14 protein-coding genes are annotated in these 20,474 nt (G+C 67.9%); 9 read left to right on the top strand and 5 right to left on the bottom strand.

What is annotated here, in order from left to right; all coding sequences use genetic code 11:
• Positions 1-174: 174 nt before the first annotated feature.
• The 4 genes from ACQPYD_RS10650 to ACQPYD_RS10635 all read left to right on the top strand — a co-directional run bounded on the left by ACQPYD_RS10650 (position 175) and on the right by ACQPYD_RS10635 (position 5,794).
• Positions 175-2,787 carry a hypothetical protein gene (locus tag ACQPYD_RS10650; RefSeq protein ID WP_433700821.1) on the top strand — a complete coding sequence of 871 codons (2,613 nt, stop codon included), beginning with the start codon at positions 175-177 and terminating at the stop codon, positions 2,785-2,787.
• A 7-nt stretch (positions 2,788-2,794) separates the two neighbouring features.
• The gene (locus tag ACQPYD_RS10645; protein ID WP_433700820.1) at positions 2,795-3,442 is read left to right on the top strand and encodes a hypothetical protein; all 648 of its coding nucleotides are present in this window, start codon (positions 2,795-2,797) and stop codon (positions 3,440-3,442) included.
• 13 nt (positions 3,443-3,455) lie between these two features.
• Positions 3,456-4,904 (top strand): DUF6177 family protein, encoded by a 1,449-nt coding sequence (locus ACQPYD_RS10640; RefSeq protein ID WP_433700819.1) that lies wholly within the window; start codon positions 3,456-3,458, stop codon positions 4,902-4,904.
• A gap of 293 nt (positions 4,905-5,197) precedes the next feature.
• Positions 5,198-5,794, top strand: coding sequence for an HD domain-containing protein (locus ACQPYD_RS10635; protein ID WP_433700818.1), 597 nt, complete (start codon positions 5,198-5,200; stop codon positions 5,792-5,794).
• A 178-nt stretch (positions 5,795-5,972) separates the two neighbouring features.
• On the opposite strand, the gene ACQPYD_RS10630 is transcribed toward ACQPYD_RS10635, so the two are convergent.
• Together ACQPYD_RS10630 and ACQPYD_RS10625 are read right to left on the bottom strand one after the other, a co-directional pair.
• Positions 5,973-6,515, bottom strand: a complete 543-nt coding sequence (locus ACQPYD_RS10630; RefSeq protein ID WP_433700817.1) for a class IV adenylate cyclase — start codon at positions 6,513-6,515, stop codon at positions 5,973-5,975.
• Positions 6,512-7,270, bottom strand: coding sequence for a hypothetical protein (locus tag ACQPYD_RS10625; protein WP_433700816.1), 759 nt, complete (start codon positions 7,268-7,270; stop codon positions 6,512-6,514). Before ACQPYD_RS10625 ends, ACQPYD_RS10630 begins: the two co-directional genes overlap by 4 nt.
• 765 nt (positions 7,271-8,035) lie before the next feature.
• Here ACQPYD_RS10625 and rmuC point away from each other — a divergent pair.
• Positions 8,036-9,358, top strand: coding sequence for a DNA recombination protein RmuC (gene rmuC / locus ACQPYD_RS10620; RefSeq protein WP_433700815.1), 1,323 nt, complete (start codon positions 8,036-8,038; stop codon positions 9,356-9,358).
• Positions 9,359-9,464: 106 nt separating this feature from the next.
• On the opposite strand, the gene ACQPYD_RS10615 is transcribed toward rmuC, so the two are convergent.
• Positions 9,465-11,930: an ATP-binding protein gene (locus ACQPYD_RS10615; RefSeq protein WP_433700814.1), complete on the bottom strand. Its 2,466-nt coding sequence runs from the start codon at positions 11,928-11,930 to the stop codon at positions 9,465-9,467.
• A 222-nt stretch (positions 11,931-12,152) separates the two neighbouring features.
• Here ACQPYD_RS10615 and ACQPYD_RS10610 point away from each other — a divergent pair, with 222 nt between their 5' ends.
• Genes ACQPYD_RS10610 through ACQPYD_RS10600 form a run of 3 tightly spaced genes read left to right on the top strand, consistent with a single transcriptional unit; the run spans position 12,153 to position 13,789 of the window.
• Complete coding sequence (locus ACQPYD_RS10610; protein ID WP_433700813.1) at positions 12,153-12,368, top strand: hypothetical protein; 216 nt, start codon at positions 12,153-12,155, stop codon at positions 12,366-12,368.
• A complete protein-coding gene (locus ACQPYD_RS10605) occupies positions 12,355-12,882 on the top strand; it encodes a DUF6879 family protein (RefSeq protein ID WP_433700812.1) in 528 nt (175 codons plus the stop codon). Before ACQPYD_RS10610 ends, ACQPYD_RS10605 begins: the two co-directional genes overlap by 14 nt.
• Positions 12,883-12,928: 46 nt before the next feature.
• Positions 12,929-13,789, top strand: a complete 861-nt coding sequence (locus ACQPYD_RS10600) for a methionyl-tRNA formyltransferase (protein ID WP_433700811.1) — start codon at positions 12,929-12,931, stop codon at positions 13,787-13,789.
• A gap of 218 nt (positions 13,790-14,007) precedes the next feature.
• On the opposite strand, the gene ACQPYD_RS10595 is transcribed toward ACQPYD_RS10600, so the two are convergent.
• Positions 14,008-17,190 (bottom strand): HelD family protein, encoded by a 3,183-nt coding sequence (locus ACQPYD_RS10595; RefSeq protein WP_433700810.1) that lies wholly within the window; start codon positions 17,188-17,190, stop codon positions 14,008-14,010.
• Between the two features lie 378 nt (positions 17,191-17,568).
• A complete protein-coding gene (locus ACQPYD_RS10590; RefSeq protein ID WP_433700809.1) occupies positions 17,569-18,150 on the bottom strand; it encodes a hypothetical protein in 582 nt (193 codons plus the stop codon).
• A 223-nt stretch (positions 18,151-18,373) separates the two neighbouring features.
• Between ACQPYD_RS10590 and ACQPYD_RS10585 the strand changes: the two genes are divergently transcribed.
• Positions 18,374-20,440, top strand: a complete 2,067-nt coding sequence (locus tag ACQPYD_RS10585) for a hypothetical protein (protein ID WP_433700808.1) — start codon at positions 18,374-18,376, stop codon at positions 20,438-20,440.
• Positions 20,441-20,474: the final 34 nt, after the last annotated feature.

Genomic DNA, 20,474 nt, shown 5'->3' with positions numbered 1-20,474 from the left:
CAGCCTCCACAGCGCCTTCCGGCCCCACGGCACTGCCGCAGGCACTCCTTCTCCGACGACCCGTACCAAGGCCACGAGACCCTTCCTCCGCGGACGCGACGCAAGACGACACACAGACCGGCCTCGCCCCAGCCACCGCTGAAGTGCACCCCCTACACGGATAGCGAATGCTCAGTGAGTGATGACCTGATCGACCCGGATGCGATCCCCGTCCCCATCGTGAACACCGTGCTGCTGGAGAGCGCGGCCGGCGGCCTCAGGACCGACGGCGAGAACATCGCCGAATCAGGACAGAGCATCAAAAGCTCATGGGCCGGACTCCAGGCCGTCTACAGCGCACCCGAGGCCGAGACCCTGTACTCGGCGGTCGACCCCGTCGCCACCACGGGCGACTCGGTGGAAACCGACTTCGGCACGGCGGCCACCGCACTGGAGACCTTCGCCGAGAGGGCGCGTGAGCTGCGCTCCGAGTTGGTCCAGGCCCGCCAGGACGCCAGAGACCTGGTCGCGGAGATCCGGAGCGACGACGACTGGGACGACGGCGGCTTCTTCGGCGGAGAGAGCGACAAGGTCGAGGAGCACAACAACCTGCTCAACCACGTGAACTCGCTCCACCAGCAGTACCAGGAGGCCGAACGGGAGTGCGCCAACGCCATCACCGCGCTGTTCGGCGGCACCACCTTCATCGCGAGCAACGCCGACGGAACCACCCAGCCCGACGCCGGCGAGGCCGTCTACGGCTTCGAGGAGGCGCCCGAGGACGTCGGGACCCCGTGGGGCTCCCCCCAGGGCACCGACCACATGTGGTACGTGGACGCGATCCACGGGGGCGGGGACGTCCTCATGGGCAGCCTGGAGGACATGGGCGGCGCGGTCGGGATCCACGGTTCCGAGGGCTGGTTCACCGGCGGCTGGGGGGACAACTTCACCTCGTACTGGGGCGACTCGATCGCGGGCCTCGGAGCCATGACCGGCTTCTACAACCCCCAGACCGGTGAGATGGTGAACAGCCCCGGCGAGTGGTGGGACACCGCCAGGGGCGCCTGGGGCGACGCGATCCACGGTTTCTTCCCCTGGACCGAACTGGGAGAGCGCCCCGGCTACGTGTTCGGCACCGTTCTGACCAACATCGGCATGATCGCGGGTGGCGCGGCGTTGAGCGCCACAGGTATCGGGGCGGTGGTCGGTGTGCCCATGATCGCCGCCCGGGTATCGCGCATCCTGGGAGGCGCCGGAACCGGCGACGGCCCCATCAGCGGGGACATCGACGCGGGCGGCTCCGAGGGTTCCGACGGCTCCTCCAACACCTCGAACAACGGGTCCAACCCCACTCTCAGGCCTGACGGCACCCACCCGGACGCGCCCACCGCACCGGACCGCATCGAGCCCGACGGAAGCGGCGTCCCCGCAGGTCTCGGGGACATGCACGAGTCTCTGAGCGATCTGGAGGCCCATCAGAACCAGGGGCCGCAAGCGGACCCGGCCCCTGTACCGGACAACAGTCCGGATCCGACGCCGGAGCCCTCCGCACCACCCGCCGAGCCCGTCACCCCGGAGAGCAACCCCCCGGAACGCCCGGAGTCCGACAGGCACGGTGCCGGTTCTCAGGACGCCGACACACCCGGTCAGCGAGCGGACGAGGATGTGCGGCGCGACCCGACGACCGCAGAGGTCGACGCGGCCTTCTCCGAGATCGCGCGGCGCAACGAGGATCTCGCCGATGACATGGACACCGCCGACGGTGGCCGGATGGCCGAACTCGACGGTGAGGCGCCCTGGACCATCGACGCCCTGGAGAACAGCGGCTCCACCGGACGTGGGGACGGGCCCGGCGGCAACGAGAGCTCCCGGGTCCCTGTCACCCCTGACGGCATGGAGATGCACGCCGACGGCACGGTCGACAACAGCGCCGACGGCGACGGGCCCCGGCTCGACGAGGACAGCGATCCGGTCACCGTGCAGGAGGATCAGGCACCGGACCAAGCGGAGCGACCCGCCAGCGGGACATCTGGCGGTGGACCACCTGAGCCGCCTCGGCCATCGGGCCCAGCCGGACCCGACGAGCCGAATCCGCCGGAGCCGAGCATCCCTGCGTCCGAGAATCCGACCGGGCCTATGTTGGACAGCCAGGTGGAGGGTGTCAGAGGCATCCTCGAGTCGAAGGGTCTCAACGGGCAGAAGATCAACGAAATCCTCGCAACCCTCAGGGACGAGGGCACTCCCTTGGGGCAGCAGATCGCGGAGATTATCTTAGAAGGACGCGTGAGTCAGGTTCGGAGGTTTGACGAGTTCGTCTCCGACTTCGCCAACCAGAACATGGTTCCCGCAGCAGGAACAGAACTCCGCTTCATGGACAACCTCCTGCAGAACGGATATTCGCCTGAGCGCCTCGAGTTCGCAGAAAAGAAAGATCAGCAGGCCACCGCAGACAGCTCACAGAACTTCGATATCGATACCCTGATCAAGCCAGAAGGAGGGTCTGACCAGTATGCATACCAGATCAAAAGACTCGAAATCACGGACGGAACCATCCGCGAGAGCGCACTTGTCAATAACACTCAGAAGATCGGCAAGCAGCTCCGCACCCTACCCCAGGGCATGGAAGGTACAAGGACAGTTGGGATCTTGGAGGTGAACGCCCCCATGATCGATATTTCCGAGAAGGCAATGAATCGGATCCTGGCCAACGCTCGCCGCTTTGACACGTCCTTCAGGGTCTACTTCTCGGACGGCGTGATGACCTTCCCAGACGACGCACAGATCTATCCGGAAATCAACGACAACTAGAGGAATCATGTCCCTGTTGATGAGGTCCCCGAAGGCCACAGCCACGTGGACGTGGGTGGTCGAGCACGATGAGGGTTCGAACGCACTGGAGGTGGGCTGCACTGCCGCGATGTCGATAGCACAGGTTCTCCAGGACAGCGATCTGCTGTACCTCGACAGTGTCGACGTGGACTGGTTCCAGTTCGGTACCGGCCACACCGGCTACCGATCCCGGATCCTTCACTGTCGAGAGTTCACCGCCGCCGCTCTGGCAGACAGGGTTCGTGGCTCCCAACCCGTAAGCCGACCGGAGGCCTACCCGGAGACTCTGCTTCTTCTCGGCCCCGGAAACTGGATCACGCCCAACGGAAGCAGGAGAGGCGAACCCGGACTCGTGAGTGTCTCCGTCGACGTCGCTACCGAGGACACCATGGTCGAGCTGAGCGTTCACCACGACATCTGGGCGGAGAACGATTTCTTCGGACGCCCGCACCCCGAGGTCCATGACGGCAATGCCCCCCGACTGGCGCAGGCTCTGAGAGCCCTCGAAACAAGACTCGGAAGCGAGGCCGAAAAGGGAGAACCCACCTATTTCGGCACGGCTTTCCACTACGGTGTGGCCGCACCGCGCGGCGGCTCGAAGATCACAGGACTCGACGTGACCGAGCGTCTCTGACCCGAGGAACCCCATGACACATGACGTGGTCGCCCTGCTCGAGAGGGCACCCACCCTGCGCGGCATGACCAGGGCCCTGGTCCAGGCGGGTCCTGAACTGCAGGTCCGTGCCGTCGCCGGCGGCGCGGTCGTCCAGCTCCGCGACGGATCGGGACGCATGGTCGCGGCCGTCCAAGCGGCACAGAGGCTCGCGCTGTCCTCCGAGGCCGACCGCCTGCTCGCCGAAGGGATCGCCGACGACCTGCCCGCCCAGCCGTGGTGGGTGGAGGCACGCGGAACCGAAACCGGCCCGGGAGGGGTGGACACGGCAGGGGCGGTCCGCGGCTTCGCCGATGCCCTCGTAGCGGAGTTCGGAGGCCTCGTCTGGGAGCCCGAGCGCCGACTCGAACGCGACGATCCCCTGCTGACCGGCGCCACCGACCACCCCGCGATCACTCGCGTCACGGACCGGGTGGCGCTGGCCGTCCAGGACCGCCCGGTGGTCCCGCTCTCCACATGGCTGGTGGACGCTGTCGCCGAGCACGCGAAGGAGGGCCGGGCGTTCCAGCTGGTGACCCCTTCGGGTTCGCGTATCACCCACGCACTGCGTTCGGTTCTGGGCAACCCGATGGCCCGCTGGGTGGCCCGGGCTCCGGACGGCCGGTACTACGACGGCTTCTCCGGGGTTCCCCTGACCTGGAACGAGGAAGCCGGTTTCGTCCGTGACACGACCGCGGCTCCCGAGGACGTGCCGCATTCGGCCTTCCGGGGAGCGGAGGAGGGGCAGGGGGCCCAGATCCTCGTCGATCTGAAGGTCCTGAACCCCGCCGATGCCGGGCTCCGCCTGGGGAGGTCGGTGGAGTTCCTGTCCCAGACCCTGGCCGGCTCCGTACCGGCCCTGTGGGGGACCGGCGAGCCCGCCACCCTGGCCTGGGACCCCGCGGACCTGACCGCGTTGGCCCGCAAACGCGCCCCGGGAAGTTCGTGGTTCCTCTTCACCGGCCCACCGAACGCCCTTCGCACCGAACCGGTCCGGCCGTTCTCCGGGACCCTGCTCGTCACCCGCGTGCCGGAAGGGGTGAAGGAGAGCATCACGCTCGCTGTGGGACACCCGCCTGGCGATGAGCCCGATCTGTCGGTCCTGTCCGCTCTGGTCGAGGAGTTCACCTCACGAGGGGTCCTCCAGACGATCAGCGTGCAGCGTCGTACCGGACGGCCCGACCTGGGCTATGAGGCACGCCGGTCCGGCCCCTCCCTGCCGATCGGTCTGGGCATCGGCGTGGAGGGGGTGGCCTCGATCGGGTCGGAGCGGGCCCTGACCGCCCCGGTGCCCGCGGCCCCGGTCGGGCCGCCCCTGACCCACGCGGTCTGGTACTGGATCGGTGACGGCACCGAAGCCGACTCCCAGGAGCGCTTCCGAGCGCTCATGGCGCACCTCCACCCTGGTGGATTCCCCGCTGCCCGGCAGCGGACCGGCGGCTGATCGCCGTCCCCGGGGTCCATGCACACGGCGGCCTCTGGGGCCGGACCCGAGCGCCGGTCCGCCACCACGACTGTCCCCTGGCCGACGCCGATCCGGTCACCGTTCGCCACTGCCTCTGAGACCCCTCGCGCACCGCCGTGCCCGTGGGCGGGTCACATCACCCCGAAGAAGCCGACACGGGACAACGTAATCCCCGGTGCCGCCCCGACCTGGGCGAGCGCGCAGGCCCTGCACGGAACGCACCGCGTCGCACCCCGTCCCCGAGCGGTCTCCATGCCGGTTACCGTCTGAGCATGGTGATCCCGAACGACGAAGAGATCCGTGCACTGCACGAACGGTACGCCCCCACCCGGGAGGCGTTCGACCTCGTCCACACCCACTGTGAGATCGTCTGCGCCATCGCCGAGCAGCTCATCGACCGCTCGGACCTCGCGCTAGACCGCGACCTGGTGCGGGCCGGATGTCTGCTGCACGACATCGGGGTCCACCGCCTGTACGACTCCTCCGGCCGGCTCGACCACGCGCGCTACGTGAGCCACGGGGTGCTCGGCCACGAGATCCTCGCCCAGGAGGGGTTGCCCGAGGCACTGTGCCGTTTCTGCTCGCACCACACCGGGGTGGGCCTGACCCGCGAGGACATCCGCGACCAGGGGCTGCCCGTCCCGGAGGCGGACTACCTGGCCGAGTCGGTCGAGGAGGAGCTGGTGATGTACGCGGACAAGTTCCACAGCAAGCGGAACCCGCCGGTGTTCTTCTCCGCCGACTCCTACGCCGCGTCCGTCGCCCGCTTCGGCGAGGACAAGGTGACCCGTTTCAAGGAACTGCGGACACGTTTCGGCACACCCGACCTGGCGCCGCTCGTGGCGGCCCACGGCCACGCCCTGTTCTGATCCCCGGCGCTGAGCCGGGCAGCTACAACAGGCAGCTCGCGGCTCGCAGCCCGCGCACCGTCGTACCGGTGCGCGGGTCAGAACAGCGAACCGGTGACCTCGAAGGTGTCGGAGTCGACGACGTGCTTCCCGGACTTGCCGTGTGACCCCCGCACAGGGGGCACACGGCACTCCGGTGTCAGCTCGCCTCGAAACGCAAATCCGGGATCGCGGCAAGGTCGATGCCGTAGCGAGCGTAGACCTTGGTCGTGTTCTCCCCTGTCAGGTCGTTCTCACCGTAACCGAGCAGGGCCGCGACCCGCACCACCTCGGCGCGGCTGTCCGCTTCGATTTCCAGGTAGGCGGGGATGCGCGGCCAGGTGTCGATCTCCAACTGGGCCCCGTCAAGGGTGAAGCTTCGGCGGCGGTTCTCCTGGTAGGCCTTGGGGGTGTAGCCGAGCTTGCCCAGCAGGGCGTTGGCGGTCTCGAAGTCGCCGACCTCGGTCTCGGTCTCGCGGGTGCCGCCGATGGCGTCGGAGTCGATCTCCTTGACCGTGAGCGTGACCTGGCTGCCGGTGTCGCGCAGGCGCACCCACCGCGATGCATCCCCGGGCTCGATGTCGTACACGTAGCGGCGCTGCAACACCTCGCCCAGGTCTTCCCCTCCTTTACCGAGGACGCTCTGGGCCACGTGGTCTACGTCGATGTCCAGGACCTTCGCCTCGTACTCGATCACGCTCATGGCGTCGGGTTTCCTTCCGTGCTGTGTGCCGTGGTGGGAGAAGTGGGGGTATGGCAGGCGGCTTCCAGCCTGTCACGGTCGGTCTGGCGGAAGCGGAGGATCTCGTCCTTGACTGGGGCGCCGAAGAAGTCCTGGATGGGGTGGCACAGGTCCATGCGTTGCAGGCACACACCCACCAGGTAGCGCCCGTAGCGGTCGCGGTACAGGCGTAGGCCGTAGAAGCCTTCCTGACAGTCGGTGTCGTTGTTGAACCGGCATCCCTGGCAAGTGGTGGGCAGAGGTACCGGGCGGATCCACCTGACGTGGATACGGCGTCGCCCGCCGTCGATGCGGTAGGCCGTGCGTGCCACGGAGACTCCGGCAGTGAGGTGGTGGGCCTCGGTGAGGGCACCGCGTTGAAACAGGACCTGGTGGATGGCGTCGATGGATGCCTGGCCATGATCAAGGGAGTTGAGCAGGCGTACGGACAACTCGGGGGCGTAGGTGTCCAGGAGCCGGTGGACACGGTCGGTGTGGGCGTGGTCGAGGACGACGATGTTGGCGCCGGTCCGCACCCCGTGGTCGGCCCGGACCTGGATGGAGGCGTGCAGGGCCTGGATCTTGGTGACGGCCTTGGCCGAGTCCTGGAAGCGGGCGTGCTGGCCCTGGACGCGTTCCTCAGGGGTGGTGCCGAAGACGGGGAAGTTGACGCGCTCGAGCCCGGCCTCGACACAGGCGAGGATCTTCAGGGCGCCGTTCTCGTCGTTGGAGGTCATACACAGCCGATAGCCCCGGCCGGTGGTGAGCCGGACCAGGTCCGAAAGGCGCAGGTGAAGGGTGGGTTCTCCCCCGGTGAGGTGGAGTTCGGTGAAACCCATGCTCCTGCGTACTTTCCCTGGTGGAAGGCAGGCCGGTGGTACTGGGAGTCCACATGGGCGGGCTACCGCTGAAGAACCACAGCTCCGGAAATTGGCAAGTCATCCTGACGTCTGACGAATGAGTCGGTTGTGTAAGTTTTCCTGATAACCGGGCTTATCAGAAAACCAAGCTACAAGTGAGCTTCGTGGTCACTAGAGTGATGGCCATCGCGCTTTTCCGAGCTCCCGCAGTGTCTACGGGAACCGGGCAAAGCGATGACCGCATCCTCTTCGTATGCCGGTTGACCGGCCTGCGCACTTCCCTTGGAGGAACTCACCGTGAACACGCTTCTCATCTTTGTTCTAGTGCCCGTATTCACCGCCCTCGGTTATCTGTTCGCCCGACATCGCGCCGCGTCCGAGAACCGAGATCTGAGGAACGCGCAAAGCCGTCTTCAGACAGATCTGAAGGTCTCCGAGGAACAGCGCAACCAGGCCCGCGCACAGGCGGCGGAACTCCGCCGCGAGCGCGACGAGGCCCAGAAGTCACAGCGCGAACGAGAAGCCGCCGCGATCGGGCAAGGCGCCAAGCTGGAGACCGCGTTCGGACGGATCGGCACGCTGGAGGCCGAGCTCACCACGGCTCGGGATCAGCACCGGCAGTCCGTCGCTGACGTGGAGGGGTTGCGCAAGTCACTCGACGCGAGCCAGCAGCGGGTCCGTGATCTGGAGAGCGACCTGTCCGCCGCCGGAGAACGGAAGGCGGCGCTGGAAGCGGTGACTGCTGACTTGAAGGAACGCAACCACGGTTTCGAGGCAGACCTCGCCACACTGCGCACTGAGCGGGCGGAACTGGAGAAGCGACAGGCTGAGGTGGCCGCGGCCCAGGAGCAGTTCGAGCGGATGCGCGAAGAGCACACACGCCTCCAGACCGAGCAGGTCGAGGCGACCATGGCCAAGATGCTCAAGGCGTCCCAGGAGCAGCTGACCGCAACAGCGGACGAGAAGCTGGGCGGGTCCACCAAAGCGGTCACCGAGAAGCTCCAGGATCTGGGCCTGCACCTGCGCGAGTTCGACGGCAGGCGCACCGCGACCGAGACCCGTCTGGACGAGCAGATCAAGAACCTGGCGCAGGAAAACGCCCGGGGCCGCGCGCAGACCGAGGCTCTGGTCAAGGCGCTGCGCAAGCCACAGGTGCGCGGCCGCTGGGGGGAGCTCCAGCTCAGGAAGGCCGTCGAACTCGCGGACATGCGCGAGCGCTGCGACTTCGACACCCAGGTCACCGTCACGGACGAGGAAGGGACCCAGCGGCCGGACATGGTCGTCAACCTCACCAGCGGCCGCAGGGTCGTAGTGGACGCCAAGGTCTCCCTGGACGCCTTCATGAACGCCCTGGAGGCGGACGGGGACGACGAACACGACCGGTTCATGGACGAGCACGCCGCGCAGGTGCGCAAGCACGTGGATGCGCTCGCGGCGAAGGAGTACTTCGTCAGGGTCGCGGGTAGCCCGGACTTCGTCCTCATGTTCCTGCCGAACGAGTCCCTGTTGCAGGCAGCTCTGGACCGCAAGCCCGACCTGTACGAGCACGCGCTCGCCAAGAAGATCATCATCGCGACCCCCACCGTGCTGATCCCCATGCTGCGCACCATCGCTCTGTCCTGGGACGAGAAGGCGATGCAGGAAAACACAGAGACGATTCACGAGCTGGGCCGAGAGATCTACGAGCGTCTCGCCAAGGTGGGCGAGCACCTGGGGAGGCTGAGGGGGTCCCTTGATAAGTCGGTGGAGCACTACAACGCCACGATCGGCTCGTTGGAGGGGCGGGTGCTCCCGACCGCCCGTGATTTCCCCAAGCTCGGTATCCGGCCGAAGCGGAAACTGGGCGAGCTGCACCCGGTGGAACGCCAGGCACGGGCGCTGACCGCTCCGGAGCTGTTGGAGCCGATCGGGCCCGTGCCCGTCGCGGGCGCCGTAGCGGACACGGGGAGCGCACCAGTCGGCTGAGCACATACACCGAGGCGTGGCGCGGCCCCTCCCGGACGGGTCCGGGAAGGGCCGTTCGCTGCCCGTGCCAGAGGCGGGTGAGCGGGCCGGAGGATCTTCCGGCAGTTCACGAGCCGAAGGCTTCGGCCTGCGCCTCGATTTCGCTCCGGCGCGCCCGTGCCGCCGGCCCGGGAAAGGACGCGAGCAACTCCAGGGCCTCAGCGCGGCGTTCTCGCGCTTCGCCAGGGCTTCCCCCCATCGTGAGCGCCGTGGCGAGGCGGGCCAGTGCGAGGGCCTGGGACCACTGGTCCCCCTTGCCGCGAAAGACCGTGATCGCTTGTCGGTGGAACGCCACGGCGTTCTCTGCCCGCCCGAGCGACAGGTAGGCCTCGCCGGTGGTGTCCCAGGCAGCGGCCTGGAGGTCGAGACGGCCCGCCCGCAGGAACAGGGCGGCGGCCTGCTGGAGGTGACCGAGCGCTTCGCTCTCCTGCTCGCGCGCCAGGAGAATCCGCCCCAGTTCCAGGAGGGCGAGTCCTTCGAACAGCTTTCCGTCGGCCGCCCCCGCGATGGACAGCGCCCGTTCCACAGTCTCCTGAGCCGAGGCGTGGCGCCCAGCCTGTCGGTGGACCGACGCCAGGAGGGTCAGTGCTTCGGCCTGTTCCAAGGGTTCGTTCGTTTCGGCCAGAACGGCGGCCGACCGGTTCAGGAGTTCCTCGGCCCGATCGAGTCCTGCTGGTACTCCGTGTTCGAGGAGCGCCCAACCGAGGTTGCGGGTGAAGGCCCCCACGTAGAGCGGGTCACCGAGTTCGACCGCCTGTTCCAGCGCCTGCTCGAAGCAGGATTCGGCTTCGTGGAACCGGTGCGCGAACAGACGAACGACTCCCAGCCCGTTGGCCGCCCTTGCCTGCCCGAACGTGTTTCCGAGTTCCCGGAAGGCCGCCAACGCGGCGGCGAAGCATGCGTCGGCCTCGGTCAGGCGGTACAGGTGGCGGTAGGCGATCCCGAGGTTGTCGAGGGTGATCGCCTCTGCGTACCGATCACCTGCGGCGCGAGCCGAGTACAGGGCCTGGCGTTGGGCGGGCAGCCACGTGTCCGCCGGTTCCCGGTCGGCGATGAGCATGGTCAAGGTCGCGGGAATCTGCCAGGCGATCCGGTGCATGCCGTGGCTGTCGGCGATACGTACCGAGCTGATGAGGTTGTCGCGTTCGGCTTCGTACCAGGCGATCGCGGCTTTGGCCTCGTCGAACTCCGCCGTCTCGACCTGCTCGTCCAGGGTTTCGGAGGCCAGGGGTTCGAGGTCCAGGGTCATGCCGTAGGCGGCCGAGCCGGCGCGGGCGGCTGCGGCGGCCGAGTGCAAGTACCAACCCAGGACGCGCCGCAGTGCTTCCTTTCGGCCGTCCTCCGATTCCGCTTGCCGGGCTTGGTCGGTGGCGTAGGCACGGAGGAGGTCGTGGAACTGGTAGCGGTCGTGGCCGCACTCCTCCAGAAGATGTGCGCCGGTCAGGACGTCCAGATATCTCCGGGCGCGTACCGGGGTGATGGCCGCCAGTGCCGCAGCGGCTTCGACGGAGAATTCGGGGCCCGGATGCAACCCCAGCAGATGGAACATGCGGGCGACGGGTGGCGAGAGTGCTCGGTAGGACCAGGCGAAGACCGTGCGTACCGCGTCCGCCTCATCGGCCTCGCCCTCTCCGGACACCGACAGCGTGTCCCAGATCCCGGACTCATCACGCAGCTCGGTGATCAGGTCGCGTAGCGGCATGTGCGGTCGTGCGGCGGCCCGCTCGGCCACGATTCTCAGTGCCAGTGGCAGCCGGGCACACAGAAGGGCAACTTCGACCAGTTCGGTCTCATCGTCGTCGGCGCGGTGTCCGGCGATGACGGTGCGCAGCAACCGCACTGATTCTGCTGGTGACAACGTCTCCACACTCACACGGTGCGCCCCTTCTCGTATGACCAGACCAGACATGCGTGTACGGCTCGTGATCGCGACCAGGCAATTCGCGGATCCGGGGAGGAGCGGTCTGACGTCCCCGACGCCGGCGGCGTTGTCTAGGACGACGAGCACGTGCCGGTCGGCCGTCACTGAGCGGAACAGTTCGGCGCGTGGTTCCTCCCCTGTGGGAATACGGTCCAGCGGTACGTCCAGGGCTCGTAGGAATCGGCCGAGTACGTCCGTGACCGCCACCTGTGGTCCCGGATCGTATCCGTGCAGGTTGACGTATAACTGCCCGTCGGGAAAGCGGTTCCTGATCCGATGCGCCCAGTGAACGGCGAGAGACGACTTGCCCACTCCGGGCGTACCCACGACCAGGGCGATCCGTAGAGCACCGCGCCCCTGGGCCGGGGTGGAGGCGTCCTCCAGCAAGGAGTCCAGACGCCGTACCTCGTCGGTGCGGTTGACGAATCCGCGCAGGTCGCCGGGGAGCTGGGCAGGGCGGAGCACGGAAGCCGGTGCCGGGGTGTGGAAATGCACACCGCCGCCGATGTCACGTGCTTGGACCACACCGCTATCGCTCGATCTCGAAATCGTGTTGCGGACTTTCGGTTCGGGCGCCGGATCATGGTCGTGCCGGCTCAGCCCTTGAGTCACATCCGCTCCTGTCCGTCTCCACCGGAACCGCCTGGCAGATCCACCCCGACCACGAAGACCGAATCGGTCAATTCTTCAGGTGCGATCACCATACGCCCCATTACGAGCATCATGTACGAGGGTCACGAAACTTCTTCTCGGCGACCACTCCGACTGCTATCGTCCTTGCAACCGATCGGGCAGTTCCCCCAGGTTCACGATGTTGGGATACATAAGGTACTCATGAGAATCGAGTTCGTCGGCGGCAGCACGGGGCAGGGCGGTTCACCCCGCTTGTACCAGGATGAGGAGAGCGGCGATTTCATCGTCCAGGGGTACGTCGTCAACGATCCGGACGACTTGAAGCAGATGAGAATCCCCCCTGGCGAAACGGTCGTCCGAGTACCGGCCAGCCTGTTCGACCACCTGCCGAAGGACGGTACGAGTGGAGTCTCTTGACGCTGCGGGTTGGGCCCGGTTCTTCAACGAGTGCCAAGAATCCGCCTACCACCTGGAGATGCGCGACCACTACGCGGTGGCGGAGGAACAGGCCGACGTCGAGAGGTGGCGTGTCGGCGACTGGGGCCCGGAGCAGGACGCGCAGAGCAAGGCCGGTTGGCTCGACCTGATGCGGGCCACCGCCGCCCGGGACGTACGCCTGCGCCGGGTGCGGATCGTCTCGGAACCGGTGAGCGAGTACATCCGGTTCGAGCACGAGGGGACTCCCCAGAACCTCGCCGCAGGAGAGGACATTCGCTGGCTGCCGCGCACACGCACCTCCGGCCTGGCCCTGCCCGGCAACGACTGCTGGATCTTCGACAGCGCGAAAGTGCTGTTCAACCATTTCACCGGAGACGGCGGCTGGGTAGGAAACCAGGTCAGCACCGATCCGGACGTGGCGAAGTTGTGCGCCCAGGCATTTGAATCGGCATGGAATTCTGCCGTCCCCCACAATGAGTTCGCCCTGAAGTGACCGCATATCCGATAACCAACTCCTCCAGCCAGGAAGAAACAGGGAGATGTCGATCCCTCTGCGCATTTGCGTGATCTCGTCCGGACCCGACGAGTTCTCCACCATCCACGCGGCCTGCTCGGACTCCGGCCATCTTCCGGTCGCCTACTTCCACGGACGCTCTCTGCGCTCCGGCGGCCCCGACCTCGACGACGCCGGTGAGACGACCGCGGCCATCCTCGGCGCCGTTCCGCGGGGGATGGACCTGTTGCTCCCCGGATCCGTCGAGGGCCTGGCACGAGCGCTGGAAAGCTACCGCCCCGACCTGGTGATCGTCTTCGGTTTCGCGTGGAGGCTTCCCCGTTCCGTGCTGGACATCCCGCGGCACGGCGTGATCAACGTCCACGTGTCGATGCTGCCGGGGTACCGGGGCCCGGCACCGCTGCTCTGGGCCATCCGCAACGGTGACCGCACCGGGGGCGTCACCGTCCACCGGATGGACGAGGACTTCGACACGGGCAACATCCTCGCCCAGAAGGGCGGCATACCCCTGACCGACGACATCACCTGGTCCAGCTACTGCGCCGACGCGATGCCGGTCACCTACGAGTTGCTCCGTACTGCCCTGGCCCGCGTCGCCGCCGGGGACCCCGGCGACCCACAGGAGCACTCCGCGGCCTCCTACGCGGGGTTCATGGAGGAGGATTTCGCCCGCATCCGGTGGTCCGACGAGGCCCGCACGATTCACAACCAGGTCAGAACCCATCGCTTCATGCGCTCACGCGAGCACCCGGTGGCCGAGGTCGACGGGGCTCGACGCGTGGTGAAACGCACCAGTCTGGAGCCCGCCGAGGGGTTGCGGGTCGTGTGCGGGGACGGTGAGCCGCTGTGGATCACCGAGTCCTTCCAGGTACCGGACGTTCCGTGAGGCGGCTGCCCACTGGCGGGCAGCGGGCAGCGGGCAGCGGGCAGATGATCGTGCTGCCACGGCGACAGGACCGGAGGGTGTCGATACCGCCGCCCTCCGCCGACCCGACGGAGGTCGAGGCCGAGAAGGGCCGTGTGACCTCGTTCCAGCTTGGAGCGCCTGCCGACGCCCGGTCGCCTGGCACCCGGTCACGCGCGCACCGGCACGTGCCGGACTTCCTACGGCTCGTTCCCCAGCGCCAGGTCCACCCGTGTTCCCTCCCAGGCTTCGCCGGACCGCCAGATCACCTCGGTGCCGAACACCTCGCTCACCACCGAAGCCGCTTCGGGAGGTTCCGGGGGCTGCGGAAGCACCAGGAAGGCCCAGTCGGCCTTCGTGCCCGTCGCGTACTCGATCTCCATGATCCGAAGGACGCCCTCGCGCATCCGGTCATAGGTGTGGCCGTCCGTGCCCAGGACCTCGTACAGGTAATTGCCGTCCGGCCCTTCGCACTCCACGTCGATGAACTCGGAGTTCTTCGGTGTCCAGTGCCGCTTGTACAGGTCCGCCATGAGCTGGTGCCGCAGGCTCTCGTGGCCGAAATCCACCCTTTCGCGCTGTACCGCCGCACGGATGACGGCAAGGAAGCCGTTCCCAGCGGTCTCACCCGTATCGGACATGCTCTGCTCCATCGTGGTCGATTTTCGTGGTCGGGGAATCCGGTCGGAAGCAAGGTCCGGGGAGGCCTGCGCGGGATCCGTCGGCCCCGCTTCCGAGGCTCCGGGACGGGTCAGGCCGTACCGGGAGGGCACTCCCGCCAGGAACTGGGCGTAGCTCCGCTCCAGGTGGACGGTCTGGTAATCCGTCACGGACCGGGCGTCCGGGCTCAGCACCAGCCGGTATCCCCGGTCGTCGAGCAACCAGGACCCGTCCCTGCGCAGGGCCCAACTGCCGCCCTCCCACAGATGGGTCACCATTGCGCGAAGCTCCACCTGGGCCTCCCACGCGCTGGCCCGATGCCGCGTCGCGAACCGGGCACGCGCCGCGGCGGTGACACGGACCGCTTCGGGACCTTCCTCGTGCCGGACCGGGTCGGCGTCTCGGTCGGTGCCCGCGGGGAAGGGCAGTGTCCCGGGCATTCCCGAACGGGGGACGGGGGTCCCCGTCCGGTATCCCCCGCACTCGTCCTGGCGGCACCAGCGGTCGAGAGCGCTCGTGGTGTTACGGCAGCGGTTTCCGTCGACTCGGAACCGGACGCAGCGCCCGGCCTCGGGCCTTCCCCCTCCAGGTGGGAGTTCGGGATCGACCAGGACGTCGGGCAACGGCCGCGCGTACACGACCGACAGGGACTGGGTGCACCTGGTGAGGGCGACGTAGAGCAGACCTGCCCCGTTGGCGACGGAAGCGGTGATCTCTGCCGGTTCCACCAGGACGACATGGTCGAACTCCAGACCGTTGACCCGGGACACCGGCAGGATCTGAACCACCGAGCCGTCCTTGTCGTTCTCCGGCTCCCCCGGGCCTGCCGTCGCCAGGCGTTCCCTCGCCTTTCCCAACAGGGGCGAGCCGTCGGCGGTGATGACCGCGATCGACCGGCGTTGTCCTCCCGGTTCCCGCAGTTGGTCCACCTGCGCCGCCACCTCCTCCAGGAGGTTGTCGGAGCTGGTCCCGCGCACCATGGCGTTCCCCTCTTCCGGGGGGCGCACCGGGGTGGGGCTGCGCACGGTCGGCGCCACAGCCACGGCCGAGGGAACGGCGACGTGCATGACCTCGTGCGGAATCCGGTATCCGACGGTGAGTTCGTGGAGGTGCCACCCGTTCCGCAGCGTGAGCAGGTCCGTGAAGTCCGACCACCGTTCGTAGCGGTGCTCCCCGGTGGACTGGGCCAGGTCCCCCAGAACGGTGAGCGACCCGTTGGGGCACCGCCGGGCCAGCCCGCGTACCTGCATGGGGGTGAGGTTCTGGGCCTCGTCCACCACGATGTGCTGGTAGCGCTCGGGACTGTCTCCGGTGAGCAGGACACTCAGTTCCTCGAGGCAGACCAGGTCGGCACGGGTCCAGGGTTCCTCGGCTTCGTTAGAGGCCTTGGGACGGATGAGAGCTTGTTGCTCGTCCCGGGCCAGGATTCCCTCGGCCGCGGCGGCCAGCGTTTCGGGGTCGTTCAACAGCCTGCGCAGCAGGCGTTTCTCGGAAAACTGCGGGCAGACCGCCGTGACCAGTTTGTTCACCGTGCGGCTCTGGGCCAGCCGCTTGCGGATCCCTCGGTCACGTCCCAGATGGCCGGGCCTGCTGGCAAGCTCCTTGATCAGAAGGTCAAGGAGGGAGTCGACGAAGTACTGTCGACGGCCGGCGTGGGTGCCGGGGCGCTGCCGGGCCTGCTCGACCATCTGCTCCAGGTCGTCCCCCTCCACCGTGACGTAGCGGCTGTCGTCCTGGAAGACGAGTTGGCCGTCCGTGAGGAGTCCGGTGAGGGCTTCGGGTCGGATCAGAGCGTGAACAGCCCGCTCCAGCACCTCCGCCATCATGGAGTCGGACTTGATCTGGGCCTGCACCGGTGCGTCCTCAGCGCGGGCCCGACCTTCCCACAACCCTTCCAGAGCCCGTGCCCGCACTCCGCGAGTGCCGAGTGAGGGCAGGACCTGGCCGACGTAGGACAGGAATTCCGGGTGCGGCCCGACCACGAGTATCTGGTCGGCCCTGAAGTGATCGTTGTCCAGCAGCCAGGTCACGCGATGCAGCCCGACCGCGGTCTTGCCCGTTCCGGGGCCGCCCTGGATGACCAGGGCGCCCGGGCGCTCGTCGGAGACCAGTTCGAGCTGGTCACGCTGGATGGTCTCGACGATGTCCCGCATCAGGCCCTTGCGGGCACGGTTGAGCTCCTCCAGCAGGAAGGGATCGACCATCTCTTCCTGCTCCTCCACCTTGCGGCGCGTGACCAGGGCCGCGACCTGCGCGGGCGAGGGGCCCGAGTGGTCGCTCGTGTGCTGGTCCGGCTGGCTGATCTCGTCGAAGTAGGAAAGGACCTTGCGGCCATCGCACCTGAGCCTGCGGCGTAGGCGCACCGACCCCGGAGATCCGGCCTTGGCCAACTGCCACTTCTTGGCCAGCGGCGCCGTCCATTTGATGACCAATCGATTCTGTTTGTCATCCTTGACACCCATACGCCCGACATAGAAGGTTTCGTACTCACCTCCTTCCTCCACGTCGGCCCGCATGAACACCAGGGGTTTGCCGCCCAGATGGAAGTTCTCCAGCCGCTGCTCGAACTCCTTCCGCTGGGCGGCGTTGTCCTTCGCACTCGCCCCTGCCGGCCGCTGCGCGAGCCCACGGACCCTGTCCTCTGAACGTTCGAAGTGGTGGTAGGCGCGGTCGACCGCTTGCTGCTCCTGCGCGATGACCGTGTCCCGGTGTCCTTGGTTCACTTTTTCTCCGGCTGTTGTGAGGCAGGGGGTGCACCGTAAGACGGACGCCGTCAGTGGTACGGGTGGTATCTCGGCACGGGAAGGGCCGTGCCTCGACGAAGATGCCGGCTTTTGTCGGAGCCGGCGGGCAGCGAAGGGCGCCATTCGCGGGAAGTGGACAAGCGGGCCACAGCCGGGGGCAACCGGTGATCCGAATGCGGGACACGCTCCTGCTTCGCACACGCACACACACAAAAGGGAGAAGCAGCGGTGCACGGGACAAAACCTCGAAATTCACGACCTCATTGCCCGAGTCAGCCGAAAGAACCCGTCAGTGAGCATGACGCGGAGATTGGCACAGAGGTTGACATAGGGTCCGGGCCCTCGCACTCCCGCTCCTTACTCCTGCGCGGTTCGAGAGTCCACGGGAAGCAGGTGGGGGCTCGCGGATTCCTCCCGCAACCACCCCTGGTCCACCAGGTACCTGATGGCAAGCGCACCCTCCCACCGGTTCCAGCCGAACACCGCTTCCAGCTCACGCCAGGTCGGGCCCCGGCCATGATCGGCGAGGTGCTCCTCCGCGTAGGCCGCCACCCAGGGCTCCATGCCCTGGACCGCACGGAAGGCCCGCCCGGTCTGACCGGTCCGCAGCCGCCGGGAAGGAGTGCCTGTCTCTCCTCCCCCGACACGGTGGGGGGTCGACGACGCGCTCCCGCCGCTCCGGGTCTCATCGGTCCGGGCGAAGCGGCTGTGCCCGGTCTTCGAGGTCAGGTGCCAGCCCTTGCAGGCCGGGCACTCGTAGGCGCGTCGCGGCATCCGCTCCGACTGTGCCCGTCCGTACCGGCGGATGTTGGCGATGGCCAGTTCGGCGCTGATCCGGTCCTTGAACCAGCGCTTGCCGCAGCGACGCGCCTTGGGGTCGCGGGGCGGTCGGGAGGTGCGGGAGGCGTGCTTGCGGGGACGGTCGTGGCGTCGGCTCATCAGGGAGGTACTCCTTACCGGGCTCCGGTCGCAGACCGGATGTCGTGGTGTGGGAGGTGGGCGGCGGGCCGCTCGCACCGTCACGAAGGACGGTAGCCAAAGAACATCTCCAAAATCTATGGACAGCTTGATAACCATGGTTATCAAAAAATCTCGAGCATATTCCCAGATTCTGTTCTAGAGTGGCGGCACGCCCCCAGCACAGAGAGCGAGGAAGCACCGGATGCACCCACCAGCCCCGTTGCTCTCCCTGTCCGACATCGCCGGCCTGGCCCGGGTCCAGCGCCCGGTCGTCTCCACCTGGCGCCGCCGCTACCCCGACTTCCCCACACCCGTGGTGGAGGAGGGCAACCGCACCTGGTTCGACGGCCGCGTCGTGGCCGACTGGCTCACCGCCACCGGACTGGGCAACACCCCGGCCGACGAGATCGCCCCGGAAATCGCCGCCCACGGCCTGATCCGCCTCGCCGAGGAGATCGGAGCACAGCGCCTCGTCTCGATGCTGGGCGCACTGCTGTGCCTGCACCACATGGACGACAAACCCCTCTCCGGTACCACTCAGGACGCGCTACTGGCCCGGGTGGAGCGCATGGATTCCGAAGACGAGTACTTTCTTCGGGAACTGAGGGCGGACCCGGCGCTCTCCTTCCGGCTCGCGCCCTTCGCCGAAGAGCTGATCGAGGCCGCCTACACCCCAGGCGGCGCCCACGAACACCTCATGGCCCAACGGCACCGGCTCGGCCTCACCGGCCCGGACACCGGTTCCCTCTCCCCCGAACTGCGCCGCCTCATCGTGCAGGTCGCCGACCCCCTCGGACACGTCTGCGGCGACGGCACCCTCACCGTCGCCGATCCGCACGCCCTGTGCGGGGACCTGCTCCGCGACATCGTGACCGCCCTCGACGACCCCTCCGACAGCACCGTGCTGGCTGCCGAGAGGCGAGCCGACCTGGCCAGGTTGGTCCGCCGCCGTCTGGTACTGGCGGGGGTGGCCGAGTTCGACCTGGACGTACAGACCGGTACCGAACTGGAAGAACGGATGGCCGACCTCGATCTGGTGGTCACCCTCCTGCCCTACCAGGACGGGGAGAACCGCTCACGGCTCCACGCCCTGGAGAAGATCGAGGCCCTCGGCGACCTGCTCCGGCCGGGGTGCACCGCAGTGATCATCGGTCCCGCCGACGCGCTGGTCGGCGCGCTGGACACGCGCGAGGCGCAGATCCGTTCGAGCCTGCTCCGCGGCGGGCTGGTCGAATCGGTGACCACCCTGCCGGGCGGCGCCGACCCCTACCGGCCCGGGTACGGGAGCGCCCTGTGGACCCTGCACCGGGACCCGGTGACCGCCGCGCGCGGCCGGGTGCTGATCAGCGATATCGGGGCCCGGCCGCTGGACGCCGGTGTCCGCGACACCCTGGCCGAGGACATCCTGCTCTGGCGGGCCGAGGGGCACCACCTGGGCGGCCACGACCCCCGATACGGGTTGCCGGTGGCCGTCAAGGACCTGGAGGAACGGTTCGGGGAGCCCCTCGTGCCGCCGGGACCGCCGATGTCCCGGATCGTGTCCCGTACCGTCCACGACCGTCCCGCCCTCATCGCCGAGGCCGAAGTGCGCCTCTCCGAAGCCGAGGGCAGGGCGCACGCCCGTGCCGGCGAACACGGTCCCCTCCGTGGCGCCCTGGAGCGTCGCGTCGGCCCCGCACCGGAGCGCGTCACCGTCAGTACCCTCGTGCAGCAGGGTCGGGTCGCGCCCGTCAAGGGACACCGAATCGCGCCCGAGCACATCGACCCGGGCGGCCAGGTGGACGTGCTCGGGCCGGACGAGGTCCTGGGCCGGGCTCCGCGCGGAGGTCGCCGGGTCGACCGGTTGGTGCTGGCGGCGGAGTATCCGCATGTGCTTCTGACCGAACCCGGCGACGTGGTGTACACGTCCAGCCCGGAGTTCGGGGTGATGGTCGACCACGGGGGTTCGTCAGTGGTGGCCTTCCCCGCCCGCGTGCTGCGGGTCGACCAGAGCGTACGCCGACCCCTCACCCCCCGGGTACTGGCACTGCTGCTGGAGGGGACCTCCTCCACGCAGCGTCCCGCGGGGGCGGTCCGCGCCGCGCGCGGCGTCGGGGAGGTGGCGGTGCCCGACCTGCACCCGGACGAGGCGGCGCGGCTGGACGCCTTCCTCGCCGAGGTCGACCACAGACGCGCCCTGTTGGACGCCCAGCGCACCGAGCTCGACACCATCCGGCGGCTGAGCGCCGCCGGGTTCAGCGACGGGACCCTGGCCGTCCCCGCCGGCTGACAGACTTTCTCCTACACCTCGCTGTTCCGGCCCC

The organism is Nocardiopsis sp. CA-288880, from assembly GCF_050955985.1.
In the GTDB taxonomy this organism is placed as follows: domain Bacteria; phylum Actinomycetota; class Actinomycetes; order Streptosporangiales; family Streptosporangiaceae; genus Nocardiopsis; species Nocardiopsis tropica.
This window is presented reverse-complemented; position numbering and strand designations above follow the sequence as displayed.

Coding starts and splice junctions, on each gene's coding strand:
- ACQPYD_RS10645 (WP_433700820.1), top strand. CDS start 2,795: ATGTCCCTGTTGATGAGGTCCCCGAAGGCCACAGCCACGTGGACGTGG.
- ACQPYD_RS10640 (WP_433700819.1), top strand. CDS start 3,456: ATGACACATGACGTGGTCGCCCTGCTCGAGAGGGCACCCACCCTGCGC.
- ACQPYD_RS10635 (WP_433700818.1), top strand. CDS start 5,198: ATGGTGATCCCGAACGACGAAGAGATCCGTGCACTGCACGAACGGTAC.
- ACQPYD_RS10630 (WP_433700817.1), bottom strand. CDS start 6,515: ATGAGCGTGATCGAGTACGAGGCGAAGGTCCTGGACATCGACGTAGAC.
- ACQPYD_RS10625 (WP_433700816.1), bottom strand. CDS start 7,270: ATGACCTCCAACGACGAGAACGGCGCCCTGAAGATCCTCGCCTGTGTC.
- ACQPYD_RS10610 (WP_433700813.1), top strand. CDS start 12,153: ATGAGAATCGAGTTCGTCGGCGGCAGCACGGGGCAGGGCGGTTCACCC.
- ACQPYD_RS10600 (WP_433700811.1), top strand. CDS start 12,929: ATGTCGATCCCTCTGCGCATTTGCGTGATCTCGTCCGGACCCGACGAG.
- ACQPYD_RS10590 (WP_433700809.1), bottom strand. CDS start 18,150: ATGAGCCGACGCCACGACCGTCCCCGCAAGCACGCCTCCCGCACCTCC.
- ACQPYD_RS10585 (WP_433700808.1), top strand. CDS start 18,374: ATGCACCCACCAGCCCCGTTGCTCTCCCTGTCCGACATCGCCGGCCTG.